Origin of the sequence: Peribacillus sp. FSL K6-1552 (genome assembly GCF_038005205.1) — a bacterium.
GTDB lineage: Bacteria > Bacillota > Bacilli > Bacillales > DSM-1321 > Peribacillus > Peribacillus butanolivorans.
Map to the genome: position 1 here is coordinate 4,783,433 of NZ_JBBOST010000001.1, position 22,279 is coordinate 4,805,711.

Here is a 22,279-nt window from a genome sequence, read left to right on the forward strand (position 1 = left end):
CACTATTTTACTTTGGCATTCGTCTGTATTTGATCAGCCACGTCCCCGTGATAAACTTGATTGCTGTTTCGAATGGTTAGTCCGAACAGCGCAGAGGACAAACCAGCCGCAATTAAGAACCAGAAAGCACCGTCGTAAGAACCTTTTAATGCTGAGATGAGTACACCCATCATGATCGGTGCAATGAATCCACCAATCATCGATCCCAGACTCATAATTCCAATAGCGGAACCAATCACACTCTTGTCAAACAATTTGTGAGGAAGTGCGTATACTGCACTAAACACAAAACCATAAAAGATTGATGCCAGTGTCAAATAGGTAAAGAACATTCCAACATTAGGTGCGAAGAGTGCTAAAAATAATAACGCTGTGTAAAAAAGCCCATTCATTACAAAGTACATTTTCTCCCTACCGGAAAATCTGACCAGCAACCAACCACCCGCTGCCGTTCCCAGAGTTGCGCCCATTGTCGGAATAACTGTCAACATTCCGGCGGAAACCAAATCTAAGTGACGTACTGTTACCATATACATGGGCAGCCATGAAACCGTTCCCCACGAAGCAATGCTGATTGAAAACCATGTGAGGACTAATGCCCACGTCTGACGAGTTTTCAACAAAGAGAGCATGGATTCCTTGTTTACTGGTTGTTGTTCTTTGGCTTCTTCCGATTGAATCGGACTCCGAATGTATTTCCAAAACAGCACTCCAAGAATGACACCTGCTGCTCCAAGAGCAAAGAACACGTTTCTCCAGCCCAACCAAATCAGGAGCGTTGGCACAAGAAGACTCGTAATTAGACCGCCAACGCTATTCGATGACATTAAGATAGACTGTGCTTTACCTCGTTCTTTCTTAGGGAAAAACTCAGAAATTGCTTTTGCGCTGGCAGCAGGATATCCCCCCTCCATAATTCCGAACAAAAAACGAATCACGATCAAAGCGGTAAACGACCAAGTAAAACCGGTGAAAACTGTAAAAAACGACCAGAGAAAAATAGAAAAAAGAATCACCCTTCGGTAACCCAACTGATCTGTCAGCCAGCCGGCCGGAATTTGCATGATGGCGTAAGCCAAGAAGAAGACGCTGATTACTGTTCCCGTGGCAGTCGGACTAAGATGGAATTCTTGCCCTATCGGCACCAAAGCAAGATTCATAACTAACCGGTCCATATAAGAAACCATATAACCCACAAATAGGAGAGCCAAGATGAACTTCCTGTTGTTCCCCTGAACACCCATACGTTTCACAAATCATACCTCCCCTAAAGATAAAAGATAATCAGCAAAAAAATCATTTCGGCTCACACCAAGTTTCTGTAAAAATACAACTTCCTCTTCGGACAGTTCTTCAAACTAACTCAAGTGCTTTATTTTTTGTTTTCTGATGGATCTAATTTCCTCCTTTCCACCAAATTGTTTATGCATGTTTTATGCCAAGAAAAAGATCTGTTTACAATGAAAAAATAACGCAAATAGGTAAAATTATGTGAAATTTCTAAATATTCAAGGTATAATTTTTATGAATTGATTCAAATGAATCGAAATCGAATCAACGCTACTCACTATAATGCTGAACTTTGAATTATTTTCGATTCAAAATAAACGGTGGATCCATCCGTCATTAAAGGAGAGGCAAGTGATGAATCAGAATATGTTAACCATCGAACCGGAATATTTATTCAAAATCATGAACTTCATGAATAAACCTATTTATATAACCGATAAGAACGGTATGATTCTTTTTGTTAGCGACATGAGCTGTAAGCTGATTGGGAAAAAGAAAGAGGAGCTAATCGGAAAAAACGTCTCACAATTGGAAAAAGAGGGGTTCTTCAAGCCGTCTGTTGCAAAAATAGTTTTAGATAAGAAACAAAATGTCAGCGTCATTCAACAAGGTGGAGAAGGAACAGGGGTAATTACAGGACATCTCATATTGGACAAGAATGATGAACCAAAATATGCTGTCACATTGGGTTATGATATTCCAGATTTCGTCGGTTACAGTTCTCAAATTAAAATTGAAGAATTGGATTCTGCTTTTCGGTATTATTTACAAGAATTACAAAAACTCAAAGCGAAACTTGTACGGACCAAAGAAGTCCCTTTTTTTATCGGACAAAGCCGGGCCTATGATATGCTCAAGGAAACCATTGAAAAAGTTGCCTGTGTGGAAACGACCGTTCTTATTACAGGGGAAACAGGTGTTGGAAAAACGCTTATAGCGGAACGTATTCATCATCTGAGTGACCGGAAAGATCGTCCGTTTATCCATCTTAATTGCGCAGCGATTCCGGAATTGCTCCTGGAATCCGAACTGTTCGGCTATCAAAAAGGGGCGTTTACCGGAGCAAATGCAAACGGCAAAACCGGACTTGTCAAACTTGCGGAGAAAGGCACCCTTTTCTTAGACGAGATTGGCGAACTCTCACATTCTTTGCAACCCAAACTCCTTCAATTGCTGCAAAATAAAACGTACATGCCGATTGGAGCTTCCCAAACGGTAAAAGCCGATGTGCGTATCATTGTAGCTACCAACTGTAATTTGGAGGATATGGTCAAAGAAGGGAAGTTCCGGGCTGATTTATATTATCGCCTCCATATTTTACCGATCCGCATACCCCCGCTTCGCGAGCGGAAGGAAGACATCTTTTGTCTCCTTCAGTATAATTTGGAGAAGTTTAATTACTTGCATAACCATAAACGAGTACTTTCTACAAAAGTGGTCGAAATGCTTCAAAACTATCAATGGCCTGGAAATGTACGGGAATTGGAAAATATAATTGAGCAGCTTGTCATTATGGCAAAAGAGAATGAAGTTGCAATTCAGGATTTGCCAAAACGCTTGCTCGATTCAGTCTGCGAAGAGGTTTCTATCCCTTTAAATGCAGGAAATTCTTTACATGAAGTTTTGGAAAGCGTCGAAAAAAGAATGATCACACAAGCATTCCATCATCATAAAACAACCCGCGATGCGGCAAAAGCACTGGGCATTACTCAGTCATTATTTATGCGCAGGTTGGCGAAATATGCGATTACGAAAGAAAAATAAGCGGGAATGGTAGATCCCGCCGTAACTGATAAAAATGTTAGGAAACCTTGACAGTGTGAGGAACCAACCAAAAGTCATGCTTTGTTGTAAAGAGCAAATTAAAAAAGTCTATTCCTGAGCGTACGGGAATTTCACTTTTTAGGTTGATATTCGCTTAGCGTACAATTTCCTGAAAAGTTGGCTGTACCCTTACCGCCATCAAGTTAAAGTTTTATAGCTCACCCAGAACAAAATTTTGGGCTTTCTTCTAAAAAAGAAGCTCATTTTTTTGGACCCATTTTCTTAGTGATGGGCAAGGGGTCTACCAACAAAACGCGGAAAACATACGCGAAGAGAATTTTTGGAGAAAAAAACCGATTTTCCCTACACTAAGGGGGTACGACCGATATACGTGTAAAAACGGGTCACACGCTGGATATTAATCCTAGATGTGATCTTTTTCTATTTTCCTTCTAATAACTTTTTACTACACCACGGGCAATACAAAATTTCGATAGATGATGAACCACCATCGTGAATTATCAACCCGTACTCATTATCTTTTTCATAATAGATTACAAGTTTATCTGGACATTCAAATGGGTTTTCGTGTATCTCACATTTGAAATTCGCGTGATATGCCATATCATCACAGCAATGTTTTTTCATTCGATTTCTCCTTAGGGGTAATCCTCACTTAGTTTGTTTTTTATATTATCAAACTTTATTCAACTAACCGCCCTGTTTGTTACATAAGAAAAAGCGCATTTCGTCATATCTCTTTAAAGAATGATTACACCCGTTAGTTGAAGTAAGTCGTATGTTTATTTTATTTATCCCACTTTACTTATCCCATTCCTTTAAAAGCTCTTGGTCGATTTCTTCAATGATTTCTTCAGCACTCCCCCTTTGAAATCGTTCTCTTTATTCTATTTTAACATCAATTCCTAATACATTCTGTCGCTCAAACTTTCGATATCCATCTAGAAAATCAAGCATATACTCACCTCCTATTTTAAATGTTTTATTTTTATTGGGAAAAATTATGCCGCTCTTGGTTATAAAATCTGTCAACTAATTCCTAAATGGAATCAACGTAGACTATCTAGTCAATAGGGTATATAATAAAAATTAAATTTTATATTGAAATATTAAAATTATCTGGTTATAATACGATACGTCTTATTAATTTTGTTCGTGTTTAATTTTTAGAAAATTTAATATTTTTTAAAAATAGTAAAATTTAGTTATCATGGAGGTTTTAATTTGTCTAATAAAGTACCATCTTCATTTATAGTAGTGATTGGTTTCATGTTATTCGCACTATTCTTTGGGGCAGGAAATTTAATTTTCCCGCCGATGCTTGGTCAATCAGCAGGAATGAATATCTGGACTGCTAATGCTGGGTTTTTAGTAACAGGGGTTGGATTACCGTTACTAGGTGTGTTGGCACTTGGTTTTTCTGGAAAAGATGATTTACAATCATTAGCAAGCCGCGTACATCCTGTGTTTGGGATTGTATTCACAATCGTTCTTTACTTAGCAATCGGTCCATTATTTGCAATGCCTAGAACAGGAAACGTTTCTTTTGAGATAGGTGTAAAACCATTCTTACCCGAAAATTCTGGGCCGCTTCCTTTGCTTATTTTCACAATCATCTTTTTTACAATTACGTGTCTTCTTTCGCTCAATCCCGCGAAAATTGTCGAAATTGTGGGGAAAATATTAACACCTATCAAGTTAACGTTCATCGGAATCCTGGTAGTAGTAGCTTTTGTTAATCCAATTGGGGATTTTCAAGCACCTGCTAAGGACTATACAGTTCAACCATTTTTTAATGGGTTTAGAGAAGGTTATTTAACAATGGATACTCTTGCATCTTTTGTTTTTGGCATCATTATCATTAATGCCATTAAAGAAAAAGGAGCAAAAACAAAAAAACAAATTATGATTGTTTGTGGAAAAGCAACTGGAATTGCTGCCGTTATCCTAGCAACCATTTATACAGCTCTTTCTTACATGGGTGCTTCAAGTGTAGAAAAACTTGGACACTTGGATAATGGAGGTATTATCTTAGCAAAAGTCTCGGATTACTATTTTGGAGCTTATGGTGGGGTATTATTAGGATTAATGATTACAGTAGCTTGTATAACAACGAGCGTAGGACTTGTTACATCTTGTTCTTCGTACTTCCATAAACTATTTCCAAAGCTACCTTACAAAACAATTGCTATTAGTTTATCGATTTTTAGTGCAATAGTTGCCAATATTGGACTAACACAGTTAATTGCATTTTCTGTACCTGTAATGACAGCTATTTATCCATTAGCTATTGTATTGATTTTCTTAACCTTCCTTCATTCTTTATTTAAAGGGAAGGCTGAAGTTTATCAAGGTAGCTTACTTTTAACTTTTATTGTCAGTTTATTTGATGGATTAAATGGAGCCGGTATACACATTTCATCCATTAATAATTTCTTTAATACAATTCTTCCTTTGTACGAGGTAGGACTAGGGTGGATTATTCCAGCTATTGTTGGAGGATTCATAGGGTATGCCGCTAGCATATTGAAATTCCGTCTTAATCATCAAGTAGATTAATTAAATAAATAATGTATTTTAAAAAGCAGTCTAGGATTAATGCCTAGACTGCTTTTTTATGAATATGGATATAACAAATGATCTCAAATTGGTCGACCACTTTGCCTTGTTTACATCTTTTATCTTTACTCTTATAGAACTAACCTACGCATTTCATTTCAAAAAAAAGGGCTGCCGTAGCAACCCTGGTTTTGAAGTAAATCAATAATTTAAAATCCAAAGTAAATTATAGGTTAGCCACTTTATCATCTGTCTGAGCAGCATCTACTGGTATACGTTTGTCTATTCCAAAAGCGTAATAACTAATTACAACGATACCTAGAAAACCAATTCCTACAATAAGCGATATACGCGTTTCATCATTAAACCACATTCCGATTAATACCATAATTAAGAAAGCAATGGTCAAGTAGTTTGTAACAGGTGCAAAAGGCATTTTGAATGGATGATTGACCATTTCAGCACTTTTTACTTTTCTGAATTGAATTTGACTAATCAGAATGACAAACCACGGAATCATACCAGGAAGTACACTGGCACTGTATACATGCACAAATAAATTTTCTGGTGCAATATAACTTAAAACAACACCAATTGCTAACCCAACAATCACACCGAACGTACCGAATAAAGGGACACCACTATTAGATACTTTCGCAAAGAATTTTGGCGCTTGTCCATTTATTCCCAAAGTATAAAGCATACGTCCTGCACTGTAAATACCACTATTGCAGCCTGACATTGCAGCTGTGATTACGACAAAATTAATAATTCCAGCTGCTGCTGTAATACCAACTTTCGCAAAGGTTGCAACAAATGGGCTACCAATTGAACTTAGTTGATCCCACGGGTAAACGGTTACAATAATAAAAATCGCACCGATATAGAAGATTAAAATACGCCAAATGGTACTTTGAATCGCTTTAGTTATCGTGTTTTGCGGATCTTTCGCTTCCCCAGCTGTAATCCCGATTAGTTCTACACCTTGATACGCTGCAACAACTAGTGAAAGAGCAAAGAAGAACCCTTTCCAACCGCCTGTAAATAAACCACCATGTTCCCATAGATTTGATAATCCTATCGCTTCTCCTCCGTTACCTATTCCAAAGAAAATAAGTCCAAATCCTGCAACAATCATTAATATAATTGTTACGATCTTAATCAGTGCAAACCAAAATTCAATTTCACCAAAAGATTTAACAGAAATTAGGTTCGCTGCTCCTAGAATAACCATTGCGATCAAACCTGGAATCCAAGCAGGAAGATCAGGGTACCAATACTGCATGTACGTCCCAACTGCAATAATTTCAGCCATCCCAACAATAACCCACTGAAACCAGTTACTCCATGCAGTCATATACCCTGCTAATGGATGAATATACTTATAACCAAATGTTGCAAATGAACCTGTACTTGGCTCTAAATACAACATTTCCCCCATTGCACGCATAATCAAAAATATAAAAATCCCTGAGATTGCATAAGCTAACATTACGGACGGACCTGTCCATTTGATCGCGCTGGCTGAACCCATAAATAAACCAACACCAATTGTACCGCCCAAAGCAATCATCTGAATATGACGACCTTTCAACTCCCTGTTCAAATCTTTGTTGGCCATTCCAATTCCCCCTACACTACTAATAGTCGAAATTTGATGCACGGCATATCGACCGATTGTTTAATTTTATACGCCAATAGAAAGCGCTTACTTTTTAATGGCTGTAAAAACTGCATCACATAACGTTTAAAAAAAATTCAAAACATCTGAATATAGTAACTCGAATAAAAGAGTTTTACAACTCTTTTATTCGGCTAGTAGCTTATTTATGCGGTAACTAAAAGTGACTTTACTCTCAGCTTTATCAGCATATCCCTCGTCATTTTCTCCAAATCATATTCCGCCTTAAATCCCCACTCTTCCTTTGCACAAGTTGAATCTATTGTATTGGGCCAACTGTCGGCAATAGATTGTCTTGCAGGATCGACCTCATAATTCATGACAAATTCCGGAATATGCCTTTTAATCTCGGCTGCAATTTGCTCCGGATCAAAGCTCATAGCAGACACATTGAAAGAATTCCGATGTTTTAATTTTGAGGCATCTGCCTCCATTAATGTAATGATGGAAGCTAAAGCGTCAGGCATATACATCATATCCATATACGTTCCCTCAGCAATGTAAGAAGTATATCTTTTATTTTTAATCGCTTCATAAAAAATTTCAACTGCATAGTCGGTTGTTCCACCGCCAGGAGGTGTAACATACGAAATCAGTCCCGGGAATCGAAGACCTCTCGTATCAACCCCAAATTTATGATGATAATAATCACATAATAACTCTCCGGATACTTTATTCACTCCGTACATCGTATTCGGTCGTTGAATGATGTCTTGTGGAGTCAAATCTTTAGGCGTGGTTGGACCAAACGCGCCAATAGAACTAGGTGTAAATAATTGGCAATCAAGTTCTCGTGCCGCTTCCAAAGCATTAACCAATCCGCCCATGTTTAAATGCCAGGCTAAAAGAGGCTTCTTTTCAGCTGTTGCTGACAATAATGCAGCTAAATGAATAATCGTGTCCACTTCATGTTTTTTTGCCATATTAAACATCGCTTTTTCATCTGTAACATCTAAAATCTCAAATGGACCTGATTGAACAATATCGCTTTCTGTTTTTCGAATATCTGTTGCAATGATATTGTCTGATCCATATATCTCTCTCATTTTCAGCGTTAGTTCTGAACCAATTTGACCTAAAGCCCCTGTTACTAAGATCTTTTTCATCAAAAATCCCTCCCCTTTTTCACTCTGCAGCAAGCAATTCCTTAAATAATCGACATCTCTTTTCCTACTTTTTCATAAATGGCTAATGCACGATCCAGCATCTCTTTTGTATGAGCAGCTGTCGGCATATTCCGCACTCTTCCTGTTCCCTTTGCAACGGTAGGAAATACGATAGATTTAGCATACACACCTTCTTCATTCAGCCTCTTACTGAATTGCTGTGTTTTTGCTTCATCTCCTATTATGCAAGGTGTAATCGGTGTTTCGCTCTCTCCAATATCAAACCCTAATTCTTTTAGGCCCTTTTTCAAGTAATTGCTGTTTTCCCACAGCTTATTTTGAAGATCTGAGCTATTCATCAAAATATCAATGGCTTCTATACAAGCTGCAACTGCTCCTGGTGTGACAGCCGTTGAAAATAAAAATGGACGGCTTCTCACTTTTAACCAATCAATTAAATCTTTCTTTCCTGCTACATAGCCTCCTACAACACCAATGGCTTTGGATAATGTTCCAATCTGGAAATCCACCTTATCCGATAACCCAAAATGTTTTACTGTTCCTGCACCATTACCTAATACACCCGAACCATGCGCATCATCAACATACGTAATTAAATCAAACTCTTCGGCAATCTCCACAATTTCAGGAAGCTTGGCAATATCTCCATCCATCGAGAAAACTCCATCGGTAATGATCATGACTTTGTTATACAATCCGGACTCCTTTGCTTGACGTGCTTTTGTCCGTAAATCGTCCATGTCGGAATGTTTAAAGGGAATGATCTTTGCTTTAGATAATCGACATCCATCAATGATAGAAGCATGATTCAGTTCATCTGAAAGAATGGCATCATGTTTATCCATCACTCCTGAAATCGCTGCCATATTACAATTAAATCCAGACTGGTAAGCAATGGCTGCTTCTGTATGTTTAAATTCGGCAAGCTTTTCTTCTAATTTGACATGAATATCTAATGTTCCGTTGATCGTACGAACCGCACCGGATCCGACACCATATTTTTTCGTTGCTTCAATGCATGCCTCTATTAATCTCTGATCTGTTGCTAAACCTAAATAGTTATTGGATGATAAATTAATTAGCTCTCTGCCTGCAATGGTAATTACCGGACCATTTGGACCTTCTACCGGATCAATAATGTTGTAAAGTCCTTTTTCTTTTAAATCTTCCAAATTTTCATTCAAAAATTGATTTAATATTTCACTAGACATTTCATATACCCCCTCATTGATGGTTGGAATAAATGCAGGATTTTTTTTATGATTTACCTCTATTCTCAAACATTGCATTTAAGAATATTGAATTTTACTCATTTTCACGAAAATACATGTGTCCTCTCCAAAAATACATGAAGAAGTAACCTAAATCCTTTTGTACTAATAGTTATAAGAATCATAATAATAGAAAAAATTATAGTTGTCCATATTGTGTGGACAAAAAATTTTGGAATTTTTGTAGCTTTGTAATAAATCCCGCTCAAAAATGCGTTTAAATCGTAGAAAATACGAAGAGAATTCCATCATCAATTTCGAAGTTAAACATGGAGATAGATGTGAAAAATGAATACTAAAGGCAGTTTTCTTGTTTATTAAAGTGAACTTCGAAAGAGCCCTGATCAGTACGTGTGTCATCGCCTATGAAATATGTTTTTTAAAAAAGAGTTGACATGAAATTTGTACCTTTCTTAAACAAAAAAAGCCCCCCTAAGGAAACTTTCCCCAAAAAAATTAATAACTTTTAATCACCAAATGCAAATATTATTTCTGTTTCGCAAACTATTTCCCCATCAACTGTAGCTATACCTTTGCCTTTCCCAATAGGACCTTTTAATCGCGTGATTTCAACTTCAAGAAGGAGTTGGTCTCCTGGTTTTACTTGCTGTTTAAAACGACATTTATCTATACCTGCTAAAAGCCCTAATCGTCCTTGGTTTCCTTCTTTAGTTAACATCACAACTGCACTTACTTGAGCTAATGCCTCTACAATTAATACACCTGGCATAACTGGATAGTTAGGGAAGTGCCCGTTAAAAAAATCCTCATTTGCTGTAACATTTTTTATACCAACTGCTCTTTTTCCTTCTTCTAATTCCAAAATCCTATCCACTAAAAGAAATGGATAACGATGTCTAATTACTTCCTTAATTTTTTGAATATCTAACATCATTAAGGCCCCCATAACAATAATAATATTTTATTACTAACGATTCATTTAATTCTATCATCTGGTATTAATAGTTGGTACTAAAATGATCCTTCTTCAACCTATACTTCCCTTTAATCCATAAGAAAAGGAGCTGCTGATCAGCTCCTAATACTGAAAAAAATTACCCTAGTTGAATAGTTTTAATTTAAGGTGCTTTTGTTTGAAATAGCTTTATTCCTAATCCAATAAAAAGGATACCCGTTAATTTATTTAATAAATATTCAATTTTAGAATTATTCCTTAACTTTTTAGTTACATATGAAGAAAAATTAGCGACTATTAAACACCAAAAAGTTCCCGTCATAACAAATGAAAGACCTAAAATGATAAAAGGAAAAGGACCATAGGAATTATCTGTTGCATTGAACTACCCACCACTTATCGACCTTATGGTCTGATTGAAGTGGGGGATTCCTAAGAACATTAGCCTATCGGCCAATTTTTAATTAGGCTTTTCCCGTAGTTCCTACGGTTAGAAGCCTTATGGCTTCATTCATTAGATTGAGTCCTGCGTTAATATCTCGATCGTGGTGAGTAGAACAAAAAGGACAATCCCATTCACGAAGATTCAGATGTTTAACGTCTTTATTTTGGTAACCGCAGCTAGAACACAATTGGCTAGAAGCAAACGTTTTAGATACGGTCACGATTTGTTTACCATACCATTTTGCTTTGTATTCCAACATTTTTTTGAATTGGTACCAAGATACTTCACTAATAGCTTTAGCTAGTTTGTGATTTTTCATCATATTCGACACTTGCAAGTCTTCCATTCCAATAACATCGTGGTTTTTGATGATTTCGGTAGAAACTTTATGTAAGTAATCCATTCGGGCATTTGAAATTTTTTCGTGTAGGATAGCCACTTTTCGTTTTTGTTTTTGATAGTTTTTGGCTTCAGCCAATGGTTTATTTTGATTCAAGGCTATTTCTTGTCGCCTTGAAAGAATCCGTTGTGCTTTGGTCAATTTCTTTTCGACCGTCCGGAAGAATTTTGGGTTTTGATAGACCGTACCATCTGAAAGAATAGCAAAGTTCTTCAAGCCAACATCTACACCGCACGAACGATTCGTTTTAGGAAGTACTTGTACATGGGTTTCGGCTAAAACGGAAATGAAATATTTACCCGAAGGGTTCCGCCTGATTGTGGCATTGATGATTCGCCCTTCAACTTCGCGGCTTTTAGCAAAACGAACTAGACCGAGCTTTGGCAATTTGATTTTGTTTCCAATCATTCCTATATTTCCATTCGTATGTTTAGTCGTGTAGGACTGGATAGGATTCTTTTTCGATTTGAAGCGTGGTGATTTGTTTTGCTTTTTATAATATCGACTATAAGAATCTGCTAAATTTTCCACCGATTTCTGTAAGGCAATACTGTCTGCTTCTTTCAGGAAAGAATACTCTTTCTTTAAAGCTGGAAGTTCTTTGATTGTTGCGTATTTATTCAGAAAAGAACCTTTCCGTTCATTAGAGGATAATTGGCCGTTCTGCTTCATTTCTTCACAAATATACCAGTAGGCATCTTTCTCCTTTTGTTTGCCTAAAAAGAAGTTAAAGACAAAACGGGAGCAGCCGATCGTTTTATTGATTAGAACTAGTTGTTCTTTAGTTGGATAGATTCGAAACTTATAAGCTTTGTTTACGACCATTGGTTTCACCCCCTTATAGTTATTATTAACCAGGGAACATATGTTTGTCAAAAGATCACTTTGGCTTATGCCAACAGCCATTCATCTCCCCCTTACCGTTGGGCTCTCGCCCTTTTAATCATTAACTAACTACACTTTACCAAAATCATCCTTATTGAACTTAACTTTCCCTCTAGCTCAATTAGAAAAAGGTTGCAGTAGCAACCCTGTTAGTAAAGCACTGGTTTGTTGAATAACTTATTTTATCTGAATTTCTTCAAACTACTCATTGCATCGCTTTTACCATGGTTTCAAGCTTTTTGATCGTTTTCCAATTGCGTGCTGTGGCTGGAACACCTAACTTTTGAAGCTGTGAAGAAAGCTTGGAATTTCGAACACCTTGACGTAAATATAGATAAACTTCTTTACCCTTTATATAACATTCTTCCATTTCACTTTTAAAGTTGAGTAAATGATTTATACCTTCCTTTGAAGGCTCTTTTGCCAAGAGAGAAAGGTGCACACTCTCACCTTCCAATAACAAGTTAACTGGGTATGGACAATTGTTAATAATCTGTTCCAACTCTGTAACCGTTCTCAAGATAACGGTTACTGAAAAACCAAAATAATTTCTAATCTCTTGCATAATTTGATGTTGTAATTGTTCTGCATTTTCCTCAGACTGAAATACAATATTTCCACTTTGAATATAAGTATTAACTTTATCTAACCCCATATTTGTTAATAAGTTCCTTAATTCTTGCATCTTTATCTTATTGTGTCCACCTACGTTAATCCCTCGCAGAAAGGCGATATAGATAGTCATTTTTGCCCCTCCTTTTTTTCATTTCACATTTAACCTATTTCTAGCATTAACTCCTACCTCACTAATCTTCCCTTCTAGCTATATTAATTTAAGTGAGATGTACTATTAGTAAATCGGATAAGTTGCACGTTCCTAATATATTCAAGGAGATGAATTCCTGTATTATCAGAATTAAACCATACATTATTATTAACTGTTGGTAATTGCAGAAAACTTTCAATAATTTTAGTTATCATTCCACCGTGTGAAATGATAGCAATTCTATTGAACTCTTTACTGTTTTCTTTAATAAAAGAAAAAATTTGTTCACCACGAACCCTAAATTCTAGTTTACTCTCAGTTTCTTGCTTTTCTATAAGGTCATCTAAGTATTTCACTGGGCAACCGATAGTATTAGATAGAATCTCAGCTGCTTTACTAGCTCTTTTCAAAGTACTACTCCAAATAAAATCTGGTGGAAACTCGTTTAACACACGATTAGACATTTTCTTAACTTGAATGAGACCTTTACTTGTTAATGGTAAATCAGTAGAACCTGTGTAATCCTTCTCTAAAAAATCATCTTCTGATTCACCGTGACGAATCAATAAAATTTGCATTTAATCACCTCTACTTTATTTATATTCCTATATAAATTCTTCAAGGTACTATATGATTCCTCTTACTGGTTCAATTGCTTAACTTTATCAGGTTACTTAATTATGATTCTATACGCTATTCGCATTAGAATAGCGTTCAGATAGTTTCTTTTTATGGGCATTAATAATCTCTTACCCATTGTTGAAATTCAGTTACGTTCATATTAACCCACCTTTCATTTTAATAATTTAAGTTTAACAAAATCCCCATATTTCTGTATGATAAGTAAGCAAGACTACTTAATAGGATGTGATATTAATTGAAGACTCTAGCTGTTTTTTGTGGATCAAGTAAAGGAGCATCTAATGTCTATTTAGAAGCTGCAAAAAAACTGGGTAAAGAACTGGCTAAACGTAATATTACACTGGTATATGGGGGAGCATGTGTAGGAATTATGGGGGCAGTTGCAGATTCCGTTTTGGAAGCGGGTGGAAAAGTAATTGGAGTAATGCCTAGTTTTCTAGAAAAAAGAGAAATATCCCATAAGAACCTAACCGAACTAATTGTAGTGGACTCCATGCATGAAAGAAAAGCAAAAATGGCAGAACTTGCCGATGGTTTTATAGCATTGCCAGGTGGGCCAGGAACATTAGAAGAGTTCTTTGAGATTTTTACCTGGGCTCAGTTAGGACTTCATCATAAACCTTGTGGACTGTTAAATATTAATCATTATTATGATCCTCTTGTTGCTTTATTTAATCATATGTCTGATGAACAGTTCCTGCATGAAAAATACCGTTCTATGGCGCTGGTAGATGTAGAACCAAATGGCCTACTTGATCAATTTAATACATATGAACCACCAACCGTAAAATCTTTTATTACTGAAAAACAAACCTGATTATTCAAAAATCAACAGGCCCGCACTCTTCTGCCCCTTTAGTTGAAGAAGTAAAAATCCTGGTACATATCCAACAGGATTTTTATCAAACTTTATTCAAAATCCACAAAAAGTCCCTATCGACATAGATAGGGGCTTTTTGTGGATTTTGATTTAGCAAACTACGATTCTTTTGTTTTTTTGAAAAGCTGCCTAAATATCCAAAAATGATAATGGGAACTTGGTTTACTTTCCTGTTTGTCAATTCACTTCATATTATAAGAACAATTGTAAGAAATCATTTTAGTCATTACAAACTCATTTCACCTTAGTAAATATAACCTATTATATGGCTCAATCACGTAAGCCTAGCGAAGAAGGGGGGCAGGGTATCAATGAATTCCATCGAAATTATAAGCTTTACTGCTGAATTAGTAGGATTATTGTCAAATTTAAATGAGTTTCTAATATCAGATTCTAATGCTAACTTAGGTATAGTATTTGTTGGATTTTTTCATAATTAAAAAAGAAAAGGACTCTAATTTAGGAAATTAAGGTACAGTAAAAAACTTTTCTTTTTAGTGTAACCACCAATGAGTTAATGCACCCGTTTAACAAGAAACCTGTTTTATTCTACAAGAATCGAAATTGCACTATACACTAATAACAAAGCCATAATTAGATTAAACTGACTTCTATACTTTTTTAGGAACCTTTGAAACAGCGAACCAAACACACTCCAGCTCATAGTACTAAGAAAACCAACAAACGCTAGAAAAAATGAAAAAAATAGTAAGCTGAAATTTGAAGTATGATATGGAATGATAAAGGTTGATACTGCTGTTATGCCATATAAAATACCTTTCGGATTTACGAATTGTAAAAGCATAGCTGAAAGAAAACGGTTATTTTTATCCCCATCATCGTCTTTATCATTATTTTTACTACTTATTATTTTTATAGCCAGATACAACATATAGATTGCAGCTAGGAACGTCATAATAAATTCAATTTTCGGAATGAAATTTTTAAGCAAAAGATTAAAATAACTCGACAATATCATGATTACAAAGAAACCTGCACCTACTCCTAAACAAAATCCAAGTGTCTTTTTAAACCCGTATTTGTTAGCAAATAACATTGCCATAATATTATTAGGACCTGGTGTAAAACTAGTAACAAAAACATATAGCAAAAACGACAATAAAGGCATATTGGGCCCTCCTTCTGTGATGTATGTTATAATGTCTAAAATGAACAATATAACGATTTACTTTTTATTGTACAATACGGACGTTATATTGTATATAAAGGAGTGTATTTATGGAGGAAATAAATCTTATACTTGCAAAAAACTTAAAAGCCTTTAGAGAAAGTAAAAAATTAAGCCTTGAAAGAGTCGCAGAGCTGACTGGAGTAAGTAAAACAATGATTGGTCAAATTGAAAGAGGAGGATCGAGTCCCACTATTACAACGATCTGGAAAATTGCAAATGGCTTAAAGATCTCTTTTACTTCTCTAATAAATAATCCGCAGCCAGATACAAAAGTTGTTCTAAGAAGTGATATTCAAACATTATCTGAAGACAATGGAAAATATCGAGTCTATCCCTACTTTCCCTTCGAAGATGATAAACGCTTTGAAGTTTATTCAATCGAGATAGAAAAAGGTGGATTCCTAAGTGCTGATTCGCACAGAGAGGGAACTGAAGAGTTCTTAACTGTTTTTGAAGGGGAACTAACTGTACGTGTAAATAACAATGAATACACAATAAGAAATGGTGATTCTATCAGATTCAAAGCTGACAAACCCCATGACTATCTTAATTCAGGGGAAACATTAACTCGATTAAGTATGATCTTATATTATCCAACTTAAAAAACCCCGTCTTACAAGAACGGGGTTTTTCTTCTGTTTTTATTTGTGCCTTTGTAACAATGAAGCTATTACTAAACCTACCAATTGTAGTAATCATACTTTAAAAAGGCCGCCAAAAAGGCGGCCTTCTTATGACGCTAACGCACCAGTTAGTTGAAGAAGAAGGTGTTATTTTCTACTTAAATAAAAAGTAAACCTCTCTTAGAGTCTATAATCCAAAATTTATTCCCTGTTTTACTCGTCTGATTCACTTTCTTCGAAATCCTCAAATTCATCATCATCAACTACGATAGGGTGAGGATTATTTTGAATGAATCTTACAGCATTTAAACCAATCATCTGAGCAGGTATTGAAGTGTTACCGTCTGGTAAAATAGGAGCGACAGAAAGATCAGCGACTTTAAGATTTTTGGTACCAAAGACATTTAGGAATTCATCGACAACTCCTTTTTTAATTTTCTTCGCCATCTTACATTGCCCGCCATAATGGAAGAAATTCGAATAAGATGCTTTGACATAATCTCCAAGCTGCTTTCTTTTTTCTGCCTCATCCGTTAAAGTGAAGATTTGCTCCGGAGGGTATACCACTTCATGAATGCCGCTGTTATTTTTTCTAGCCTCTTTAATAATATTGTAAGTGTTGATATATTGATCCACCATGAAATCTAGATCATTCGTATCTGGCTGTAACGGATTGAAGGAAAACGACGGAAGAGCTTCTGGATCGCTATGGGAGGCCATAATTGTCCCCTTACTTCTTGGATTAAGGTCTATAATGCCAAAACTCATGATATTGGTAGGCTTGGTTAAATCTTGATTCCACGCATTACTAGCTATATCCGAAGCAGGAATAAATAGGGGTGCTGGGGCTCCTATCAGTTGAAGGCGGCGGCCCTCCAAACTATCCTTATGCTCTGCTTTAAAAGCACCTAAGGCAATAGGCTGATTAGGATCGGCTACAGCTATAGGAATTATCTGAGATGTATCCACCCTGACTCCCAGGCCGGCATACGCTTGAGTTTGCAGATTGTAACCAACATTTGGATTTTCAATCAATGGTGTAATCCCTGCGTTAATCAAATCACTGGATTTGCCAATCCCTGATCGTTGAAGGATTACTGAGGAGGAAAATCCTGCCGAAACGATAATACCTTTTCGGGCAAACGTTTTATAAGAAACACCGTCCTTGATATATTCAACTCCGATCGCAATCATCTGCCCTTTCTTTTTCTTAAATAAGATTTTGTTCACCGTTGTTTTAGCGAAAATGACCAACTTTCTCTTTCCAACTCCAAACTCATCTGGATGAAACTCGTTTCCCTGACTAACAATACTCTCATTTAAATATCCTGTTGCGGTCGAAGAACGGGTAGTGGTATTACCAACCTCCTTCTGGTTAAATTGGGATTTGTAAAAAGTACAGTCACGTACGCCTGTGTTATAGTCCTCAACAATGTCAATGTCCAATACTTTGGCAGTTGCATTTGTCAGCGTTTGTATGAGCCCATTCGGAGGAATATGCTGTTGTCTAACAAATATTGGCCCCTTACTTCCCCTTTCGTTCGGGCTTTGTGTTTGTCCAGTATAGGTTTCATTTTCGATAAACAAAGGAAGAATTTGGTTGTAGCTCCATTGGTCGTTATCAACAAGATCAGCCCATTCGTCATACAGCTCTTTACTCCCGCGGACAGAATACATATCGTTAACTTCTGAGCTTCCACCAATGGCCCTCCCATTAACCGTAATAAGCTGCCGTAGAATGGAGGACTCTATTCTGGATAGAAGGTTTGAGGCAAACTTATTATCACTGGCCAAAATAATGGCATCTAAAATGTTCGGGGTGCTTAACTGAGCAGTCATATTTGTTCCAGGCTCAAACACAAGTACGGAAGTTTTTCGGTCATCCGTTAATTTCTTAGCGACTACCCCGCCTGCCGTTCCAGCTCCTATGACAATATAATCAAATATATTGAATTTATCAGTACCAGGTCTTATACCCATACATATCTATCTCCTTTCATTAAATTAGTTTATGTTCATAGAAGTCCGAGGTAATGGGGTATAATCTATTTTTCATAAATTGTGTCTTATCGCACTATCCTGCTCCTTTAGCTCCATAAGAAAAAGAGCTGCCGAAGCAACTCCCTTATTGAAGTAAAGAACTCTTTTAATTGAAGAGAGTGAAAGTTAAATTATACCTTTCATTCTAATTACCTTCCCACCTAACTCAGATTTAAGTTCTAGCATTCCGTTCTTTTTATAAAAGGCAATTGCTTTAATGTTATTCAACTAACCTGTCCCGTTAGCTGTATGAGAGTTACTGTTGCTCCTTTTTGGGTGATCATGGTCATATACGGCAGTTAGAGAGGGTTTTTGGCATACAAGGTTGCCGAAGGAATTCAAGTTACAAATGATCTCCCTAATAGTTACCCCCAACAAAGTAGAAGATTTGACGTCCTGCTTTGTTGGGGGTTTTTTCCTCTGCATAAAATTTTTCAATTGACTTATTGAAAAAAATAAAATAAAATTCAAAGTACTTCTTTTAAACTACTCTAATTTGAGTACTTTGAATAAAGTAACATGTTAAAATTAACTCAAAAGGATGGATTCAACAGATGAAATTTACTAAATTCTTAAAAACAAGAGGGGCAACTGCGGCAATCTTTATGGGGATTTTCTATGCTGTTGCCATGCTAGGCATCTTCTTGCCTGGGTATACAGCCATTCCAGGAAATGTCGATAAATTACCTATCGCTATCATCAATGATGATGCCGGTAAAAATGGTGCGATGATTGCCGAAAAGTTACAAGAAAATTTACCCTTTAAAGAAATCGAGACGGATATAACCAATAAACAAGCCTTAAAAGATTTAGAGAAAAATGATTTGGCATTAGTCGTACACATCCCAAAAACCTTCTCTGCGAATATGCAAAAAGGTGAAGCGTCATCAAGCATTGACTTTACAATCAATGAGGCAGGGGCAACAGTCGTTTCTTCTACCATGAATGCTATCGTAACTGAAATTAACAATCAGTTAAGCACACAATTCTCACAACAAACAGCCCAGGGCGTATTGATGAACTTTAATGTACCAGAAAAGCAAGCCGCTGAATTAGCGGAAAAGATTGAGAAATCCTATGTCGGAAATGTAGTTACAATCAACGAAATACCAGATGGTATGAATAATAATATGCTGCCAATGTTCTTAACAATGGCCGGTTATGTTGGGGCGATGATTGGAGCGATGCAATTAGTAGGTGCATTTAAAGCCAGTCGAGGAAAAGCAAGTAAAACACGTTTATTCATTTATGTGCAATTAGCTGCGTTATTGATTGCAGTTATTTCATCACTCGTTGCTGTAGGTGTAGCGTATTTAATTGACAAGCCAAGCGGTGACCTATTCTTCAGTATAGTAGGTCAACAAATTTTAAACTATATGGTATGTTTTAATTTCACAGCGATTTTAATCTTCTTATTAGGTGAAGGCGGCATGATTTTAAACTTACCGATTTTATTAATTCAAACAATAGCAAATGGTGCCACTATCACACGTGATATGATGCATTTACCATATGAATGGATGAGCCACATTTCACCAATGTATTACTCGGTGCAAGCGTACTTTGCAAACCTATATGGCAGCATTAGTCCAAGTCCGTATATTTGGTCAATGGTTGCGGTTGGTGCTGTTTCGATGTTAATTAATATGGCTATTGTCGCGTTTATTCAAAAACCAATGCCAGGACAGGTTTCTGAAACAGAAGTTGAAAAGAATGCGGCTGAAATCACAGCTTAGGTTTTGCTACAATAAGGAGATAATACTTCTTAAAGGAGCGTAGGAAATGTCTATTCAAATTTTTATATTGAGCAAGCTGATGGAAGATAAAAATTATCCTTATAAATTAAAAAAGCAGCTTTCAGAACCCATTCCGTTGGATCGCCTAGGCGGGTTAACTGAAAGTAAACTGTACTACCATTTTGAATCATTAGTAAAACAAGGTTTAGTCGAGCCAGTTGAAGTGATAAAAGAAGAACATCGACCTGATAAACAGGTATTTGCGATTACGGCTAAGGGTCGCGAAGAACTACCAAATAAAATCTATAAATTATTTGAAAGTGCGGATGAAATTAAGGATATGATTGTTGGTTTAGCCAACATCAAGTATGTAGACCGGGATAAAGTAGTAGATATATTAGAAAAAAAAGTAAAGTCCATCAAGGCTATTTGGGAGCAGCTTGAGAATTTCGAGCCAGACCCTAAAGGCAACGAGAATATTCGTGAATTTTTGGATGGTTATTTTTCGACCAGAACAGATCACACAATATATTGGTTTGAAGAGTTAATTAGAAGGATTAAGACTAATGAATTATAAGTTTACTCAAGAGCAGGATTTTTGGCAGGAGTTCCATACTTTAGATCAAAAAGTAATTAGAGGTTCACAAAATGAATAATGTATATGTCATTACTGGTGGTTCAGGCGGAATGGGCAAAGCGATTGCTGAATTAGTTGGTAAAAAAGGAACACTATTATTAGCTGATATAAATAAAGAACGACTAGAACAAGCAAAACAAGAATTAGCAGTCGCAGGGGTTACTGAATTGTAGATGAATTAAACACCTTTGTTAACCCATTGAAAATTAAAAATTTTAAAGAGCCTTACTAACATTCTTTGTAGTAAGGCTCTTAGTTTTCTATTCATAATTAAATTGTTTCCCTATATGATTACAAAAGATTAAATTAAGTTTTCCCATCATGAAGTTTAATAAAATGGAGTGCCTAGGCTCTTTTCCCTTTAGCTCCATAAGAAAAAAAGAGTTTACGTGTACTCACTCACAAACTTTAAATTTTCATTCTAAATCTTAAGGCTGAATTATTTAAAATACCATTTTAACGCATTCGTGTACAATATTTTATCGGTAGCTTTTTCATCAAATAGACGCTGAATCAATTCAATATCTGCATACTCAAAAGGTCTTTTCGCCCTTGTAGATGGCAAATCTGTTCCGAACATAAGAGCGTCTGGGTTAATATCATAAATTGAGTGTAAGGCATTCTCAATATTCAATTCTACACGACCAAAACCAGTTGCTTTAACTCGAATGCCTTTATCCACCAGCCTTAATAAATGAGGTAATCCTTCTTCAGATAATCCTAAATGGTCAATTGATATGGCAGGTAATTTTTCAATAGTAGATGCAATTTCGGGTAACTCTTTTGCATCAATATAAAGTTCGCTATGCCACCCTACTAAATCATAAACTCTCCTTGCAAAGTAATCGAGTTTCGATAAATCTTCTGACCCACCTCGTTTTATATTAAAACGTAATGCTTTTACCCCATTTTTATTTAAACTTATAATCTCTTCGTCCGTCACAGTAAAAGGTAATTGCGTAACGCCACAAAATGTTGATCCCATTTGTTTAAGTGCCTTCAATAAATATTCTTGGTCAAATCCTTGGAATGACCCAGATACAATCGCTCCACCTAATACATTCAAATCAGCAGTTTCATTTTGATAATCTTCTACAACATAGCTGGGTGGCAAATATCCTTGGTTTTCGATGATTGGAAAATCAAAATCAATAATATGAAAATGTGCATCAAAAATTCTCATTTCAAATCCCCTTTCTTTTCTTTAACATATCAATTATGGTACATAAATAAAATTGTGGGTTATTAATACAGATTCATAAGTTTATCTTATTGCACTATCCTGCCCCGTTAGTGCCATAAGAAAAAGGCTGCCTCAGCAACCTGCCTTATTGAAAGAAGAAAACTAATAGTATTTGTAACAAGGAATTATTCACTCAACCTCGAGGTAGTTGTAAGGTTATT

General features: G+C 36.2%; 20 protein-coding genes and 1 pseudogene. 8 read left to right on the top strand and 13 right to left on the bottom strand.

Translation table 11 applies throughout. From position 1 onward, the window contains the following. Positions 1 to 2 precede the first annotated feature (2 nt). Positions 3 to 1,244, bottom strand: coding sequence for an MFS transporter (locus NST21_RS22980; protein WP_286177190.1), 1,242 nt, complete (start codon positions 1,242 to 1,244; stop codon positions 3 to 5). A 400-nt stretch (positions 1,245 to 1,644) separates the two neighbouring features. Between NST21_RS22980 and NST21_RS22985 the strand changes: the two genes are divergently transcribed. After that, a complete protein-coding gene (locus NST21_RS22985; RefSeq protein ID WP_340891488.1) occupies positions 1,645 to 3,054 on the top strand; it encodes a sigma-54 interaction domain-containing protein in 1,410 nt (469 codons plus the stop codon). Positions 3,055 to 3,495: 441 nt separating this feature from the next. Here the strand turns inward: NST21_RS22985 and NST21_RS28970 are convergent, their stop codons facing one another. Then, positions 3,496 to 3,702: a DUF6980 family protein gene (locus tag NST21_RS28970; RefSeq protein WP_377374765.1), complete on the bottom strand. Its 207-nt coding sequence runs from the start codon at positions 3,700 to 3,702 to the stop codon at positions 3,496 to 3,498. 597 nt (positions 3,703 to 4,299) lie between these two features. Between NST21_RS28970 and brnQ the strand changes: the two genes are divergently transcribed. Next, positions 4,300 to 5,634 carry a branched-chain amino acid transport system II carrier protein gene (gene brnQ, locus NST21_RS22990; RefSeq protein ID WP_340891489.1) on the top strand — a complete coding sequence of 445 codons (1,335 nt, stop codon included), beginning with the start codon at positions 4,300 to 4,302 and terminating at the stop codon, positions 5,632 to 5,634. A gap of 226 nt (positions 5,635 to 5,860) precedes the next feature. On the opposite strand, the gene NST21_RS22995 is transcribed toward brnQ, so the two are convergent. From NST21_RS22995 to NST21_RS23030, 8 genes and pseudogenes are all read right to left on the bottom strand, one after another. Continuing rightward, a complete protein-coding gene (locus tag NST21_RS22995; RefSeq protein WP_053347619.1) occupies positions 5,861 to 7,255 on the bottom strand; it encodes an amino acid permease in 1,395 nt (464 codons plus the stop codon). Positions 7,256 to 7,461: 206 nt separating this feature from the next. Next, entirely contained in the window at positions 7,462 to 8,421 is a 960-nt protein-coding gene (locus NST21_RS23000; protein ID WP_340891490.1) for an L-threonine 3-dehydrogenase, read from the bottom strand. A gap of 41 nt (positions 8,422 to 8,462) precedes the next feature. Next, positions 8,463 to 9,653 carry a glycine C-acetyltransferase gene (locus NST21_RS23005; protein ID WP_340891491.1) on the bottom strand — a complete coding sequence of 397 codons (1,191 nt, stop codon included), beginning with the start codon at positions 9,651 to 9,653 and terminating at the stop codon, positions 8,463 to 8,465. A 526-nt stretch (positions 9,654 to 10,179) separates the two neighbouring features. Next, positions 10,180 to 10,605, bottom strand: a complete 426-nt coding sequence (gene fabZ / locus NST21_RS23010; RefSeq protein ID WP_201223121.1) for a 3-hydroxyacyl-ACP dehydratase FabZ — start codon at positions 10,603 to 10,605, stop codon at positions 10,180 to 10,182. Between the two features lie 187 nt (positions 10,606 to 10,792). After that, a pseudogene (locus tag NST21_RS23015) lies at positions 10,793 to 10,990 on the bottom strand (LysE family translocator); the annotation flags it as partial. Between the two features lie 103 nt (positions 10,991 to 11,093). Further along, on the bottom strand, positions 11,094 to 12,299 hold the full coding sequence (gene tnpB / locus NST21_RS23020) for an IS200/IS605 family element RNA-guided endonuclease TnpB (protein ID WP_340887741.1): 1,206 nt from the start codon (positions 12,297 to 12,299) through the stop codon (positions 11,094 to 11,096). 265 nt (positions 12,300 to 12,564) lie between these two features. Beyond that, the gene (locus NST21_RS23025; RefSeq protein WP_340891494.1) at positions 12,565 to 13,104 is read right to left on the bottom strand and encodes a DUF1697 domain-containing protein; all 540 of its coding nucleotides are present in this window, start codon (positions 13,102 to 13,104) and stop codon (positions 12,565 to 12,567) included. An 83-nt stretch (positions 13,105 to 13,187) separates the two neighbouring features. Next, positions 13,188 to 13,703 carry a histidine phosphatase family protein gene (locus tag NST21_RS23030; protein ID WP_340891495.1) on the bottom strand — a complete coding sequence of 172 codons (516 nt, stop codon included), beginning with the start codon at positions 13,701 to 13,703 and terminating at the stop codon, positions 13,188 to 13,190. Positions 13,704 to 14,002: 299 nt separating this feature from the next. Between NST21_RS23030 and NST21_RS23035 the strand changes: the two genes are divergently transcribed. Together NST21_RS23035 and NST21_RS23040 are read left to right on the top strand one after the other, a co-directional pair. Continuing rightward, entirely contained in the window at positions 14,003 to 14,584 is a 582-nt protein-coding gene (locus tag NST21_RS23035; protein WP_056530032.1) for an LOG family protein, read from the top strand. Between the two features lie 374 nt (positions 14,585 to 14,958). Next, positions 14,959 to 15,087 carry a hypothetical protein gene (locus tag NST21_RS23040; RefSeq protein ID WP_340891497.1) on the top strand — a complete coding sequence of 43 codons (129 nt, stop codon included), beginning with the start codon at positions 14,959 to 14,961 and terminating at the stop codon, positions 15,085 to 15,087. Positions 15,088 to 15,191: 104 nt separating this feature from the next. Here the strand turns inward: NST21_RS23040 and NST21_RS23045 are convergent, their stop codons facing one another. Beyond that, complete coding sequence (locus tag NST21_RS23045; RefSeq protein WP_340456177.1) at positions 15,192 to 15,776, bottom strand: LysE family transporter; 585 nt, start codon at positions 15,774 to 15,776, stop codon at positions 15,192 to 15,194. Positions 15,777 to 15,886: 110 nt separating this feature from the next. Here NST21_RS23045 and NST21_RS23050 point away from each other — a divergent pair, with 110 nt between their 5' ends. Then, complete coding sequence (locus tag NST21_RS23050) at positions 15,887 to 16,441, top strand: helix-turn-helix domain-containing protein (protein WP_340891499.1); 555 nt, start codon at positions 15,887 to 15,889, stop codon at positions 16,439 to 16,441. A 234-nt stretch (positions 16,442 to 16,675) separates the two neighbouring features. Here the strand turns inward: NST21_RS23050 and NST21_RS23055 are convergent, their stop codons facing one another. Beyond that, complete coding sequence (locus NST21_RS23055) at positions 16,676 to 18,442, bottom strand: GMC family oxidoreductase (RefSeq protein WP_340891500.1); 1,767 nt, start codon at positions 18,440 to 18,442, stop codon at positions 16,676 to 16,678. Positions 18,443 to 19,056: 614 nt separating this feature from the next. Here NST21_RS23055 and NST21_RS23060 point away from each other — a divergent pair. From NST21_RS23060 to NST21_RS23070, 3 genes are all read left to right on the top strand, one after another. Beyond that, positions 19,057 to 20,238 (top strand): YhgE/Pip domain-containing protein, encoded by a 1,182-nt coding sequence (locus tag NST21_RS23060; protein ID WP_340891503.1) that lies wholly within the window; start codon positions 19,057 to 19,059, stop codon positions 20,236 to 20,238. A 46-nt stretch (positions 20,239 to 20,284) separates the two neighbouring features. Continuing rightward, positions 20,285 to 20,815 carry a PadR family transcriptional regulator gene (locus tag NST21_RS23065; protein ID WP_056530005.1) on the top strand — a complete coding sequence of 177 codons (531 nt, stop codon included), beginning with the start codon at positions 20,285 to 20,287 and terminating at the stop codon, positions 20,813 to 20,815. Positions 20,816 to 20,886: 71 nt separating this feature from the next. Further along, positions 20,887 to 21,048 (top strand): SDR family NAD(P)-dependent oxidoreductase, encoded by a 162-nt coding sequence (locus NST21_RS23070; protein WP_157444581.1) that lies wholly within the window; start codon positions 20,887 to 20,889, stop codon positions 21,046 to 21,048. Positions 21,049 to 21,314: 266 nt separating this feature from the next. Here the strand turns inward: NST21_RS23070 and NST21_RS23075 are convergent, their stop codons facing one another. After that, a complete protein-coding gene (locus NST21_RS23075) occupies positions 21,315 to 22,058 on the bottom strand; it encodes an amidohydrolase family protein (RefSeq protein WP_340891505.1) in 744 nt (247 codons plus the stop codon). Positions 22,059 to 22,279 lie beyond the last annotated feature (221 nt).

Coding starts and splice junctions, on each gene's coding strand:
- NST21_RS22985 (WP_340891488.1), top strand. CDS start 1,645: ATGAATCAGAATATGTTAACCATCGAACCGGAATATTTATTCAAAATC.
- NST21_RS23075 (WP_340891505.1), bottom strand. CDS start 22,058: ATGAGAATTTTTGATGCACATTTTCATATTATTGATTTTGATTTTCCA.
- NST21_RS23040 (WP_340891497.1), top strand. CDS start 14,959: ATGAATTCCATCGAAATTATAAGCTTTACTGCTGAATTAGTAGGATTA.
- NST21_RS23030 (WP_340891495.1), bottom strand. CDS start 13,703: ATGCAAATTTTATTGATTCGTCACGGTGAATCAGAAGATGATTTTTTA.
- NST21_RS22980 (WP_286177190.1), bottom strand. CDS start 1,244: ATGGGTGTTCAGGGGAACAACAGGAAGTTCATCTTGGCTCTCCTATTT.
- NST21_RS23065 (WP_056530005.1), top strand. CDS start 20,285: ATGTCTATTCAAATTTTTATATTGAGCAAGCTGATGGAAGATAAAAAT.
- NST21_RS28970 (WP_377374765.1), bottom strand. CDS start 3,702: ATGAAAAAACATTGCTGTGATGATATGGCATATCACGCGAATTTCAAA.
- NST21_RS23050 (WP_340891499.1), top strand. CDS start 15,887: ATGGAGGAAATAAATCTTATACTTGCAAAAAACTTAAAAGCCTTTAGA.
- NST21_RS23055 (WP_340891500.1), bottom strand. CDS start 18,442: ATGGGTATAAGACCTGGTACTGATAAATTCAATATATTTGATTATATT.
- NST21_RS22995 (WP_053347619.1), bottom strand. CDS start 7,255: ATGGCCAACAAAGATTTGAACAGGGAGTTGAAAGGTCGTCATATTCAG.
- NST21_RS23005 (WP_340891491.1), bottom strand. CDS start 9,653: ATGTCTAGTGAAATATTAAATCAATTTTTGAATGAAAATTTGGAAGAT.
- NST21_RS23070 (WP_157444581.1), top strand. CDS start 20,887: ATGAATAATGTATATGTCATTACTGGTGGTTCAGGCGGAATGGGCAAA.
- NST21_RS23000 (WP_340891490.1), bottom strand. CDS start 8,421: ATGAAAAAGATCTTAGTAACAGGGGCTTTAGGTCAAATTGGTTCAGAA.
- fabZ (WP_201223121.1), bottom strand. CDS start 10,605: ATGTTAGATATTCAAAAAATTAAGGAAGTAATTAGACATCGTTATCCA.
- NST21_RS23045 (WP_340456177.1), bottom strand. CDS start 15,776: ATGCCTTTATTGTCGTTTTTGCTATATGTTTTTGTTACTAGTTTTACA.
- tnpB (WP_340887741.1), bottom strand. CDS start 12,299: ATGGTCGTAAACAAAGCTTATAAGTTTCGAATCTATCCAACTAAAGAA.
- NST21_RS23025 (WP_340891494.1), bottom strand. CDS start 13,104: ATGACTATCTATATCGCCTTTCTGCGAGGGATTAACGTAGGTGGACAC.
- NST21_RS23060 (WP_340891503.1), top strand. CDS start 19,057: ATGAAATTTACTAAATTCTTAAAAACAAGAGGGGCAACTGCGGCAATC.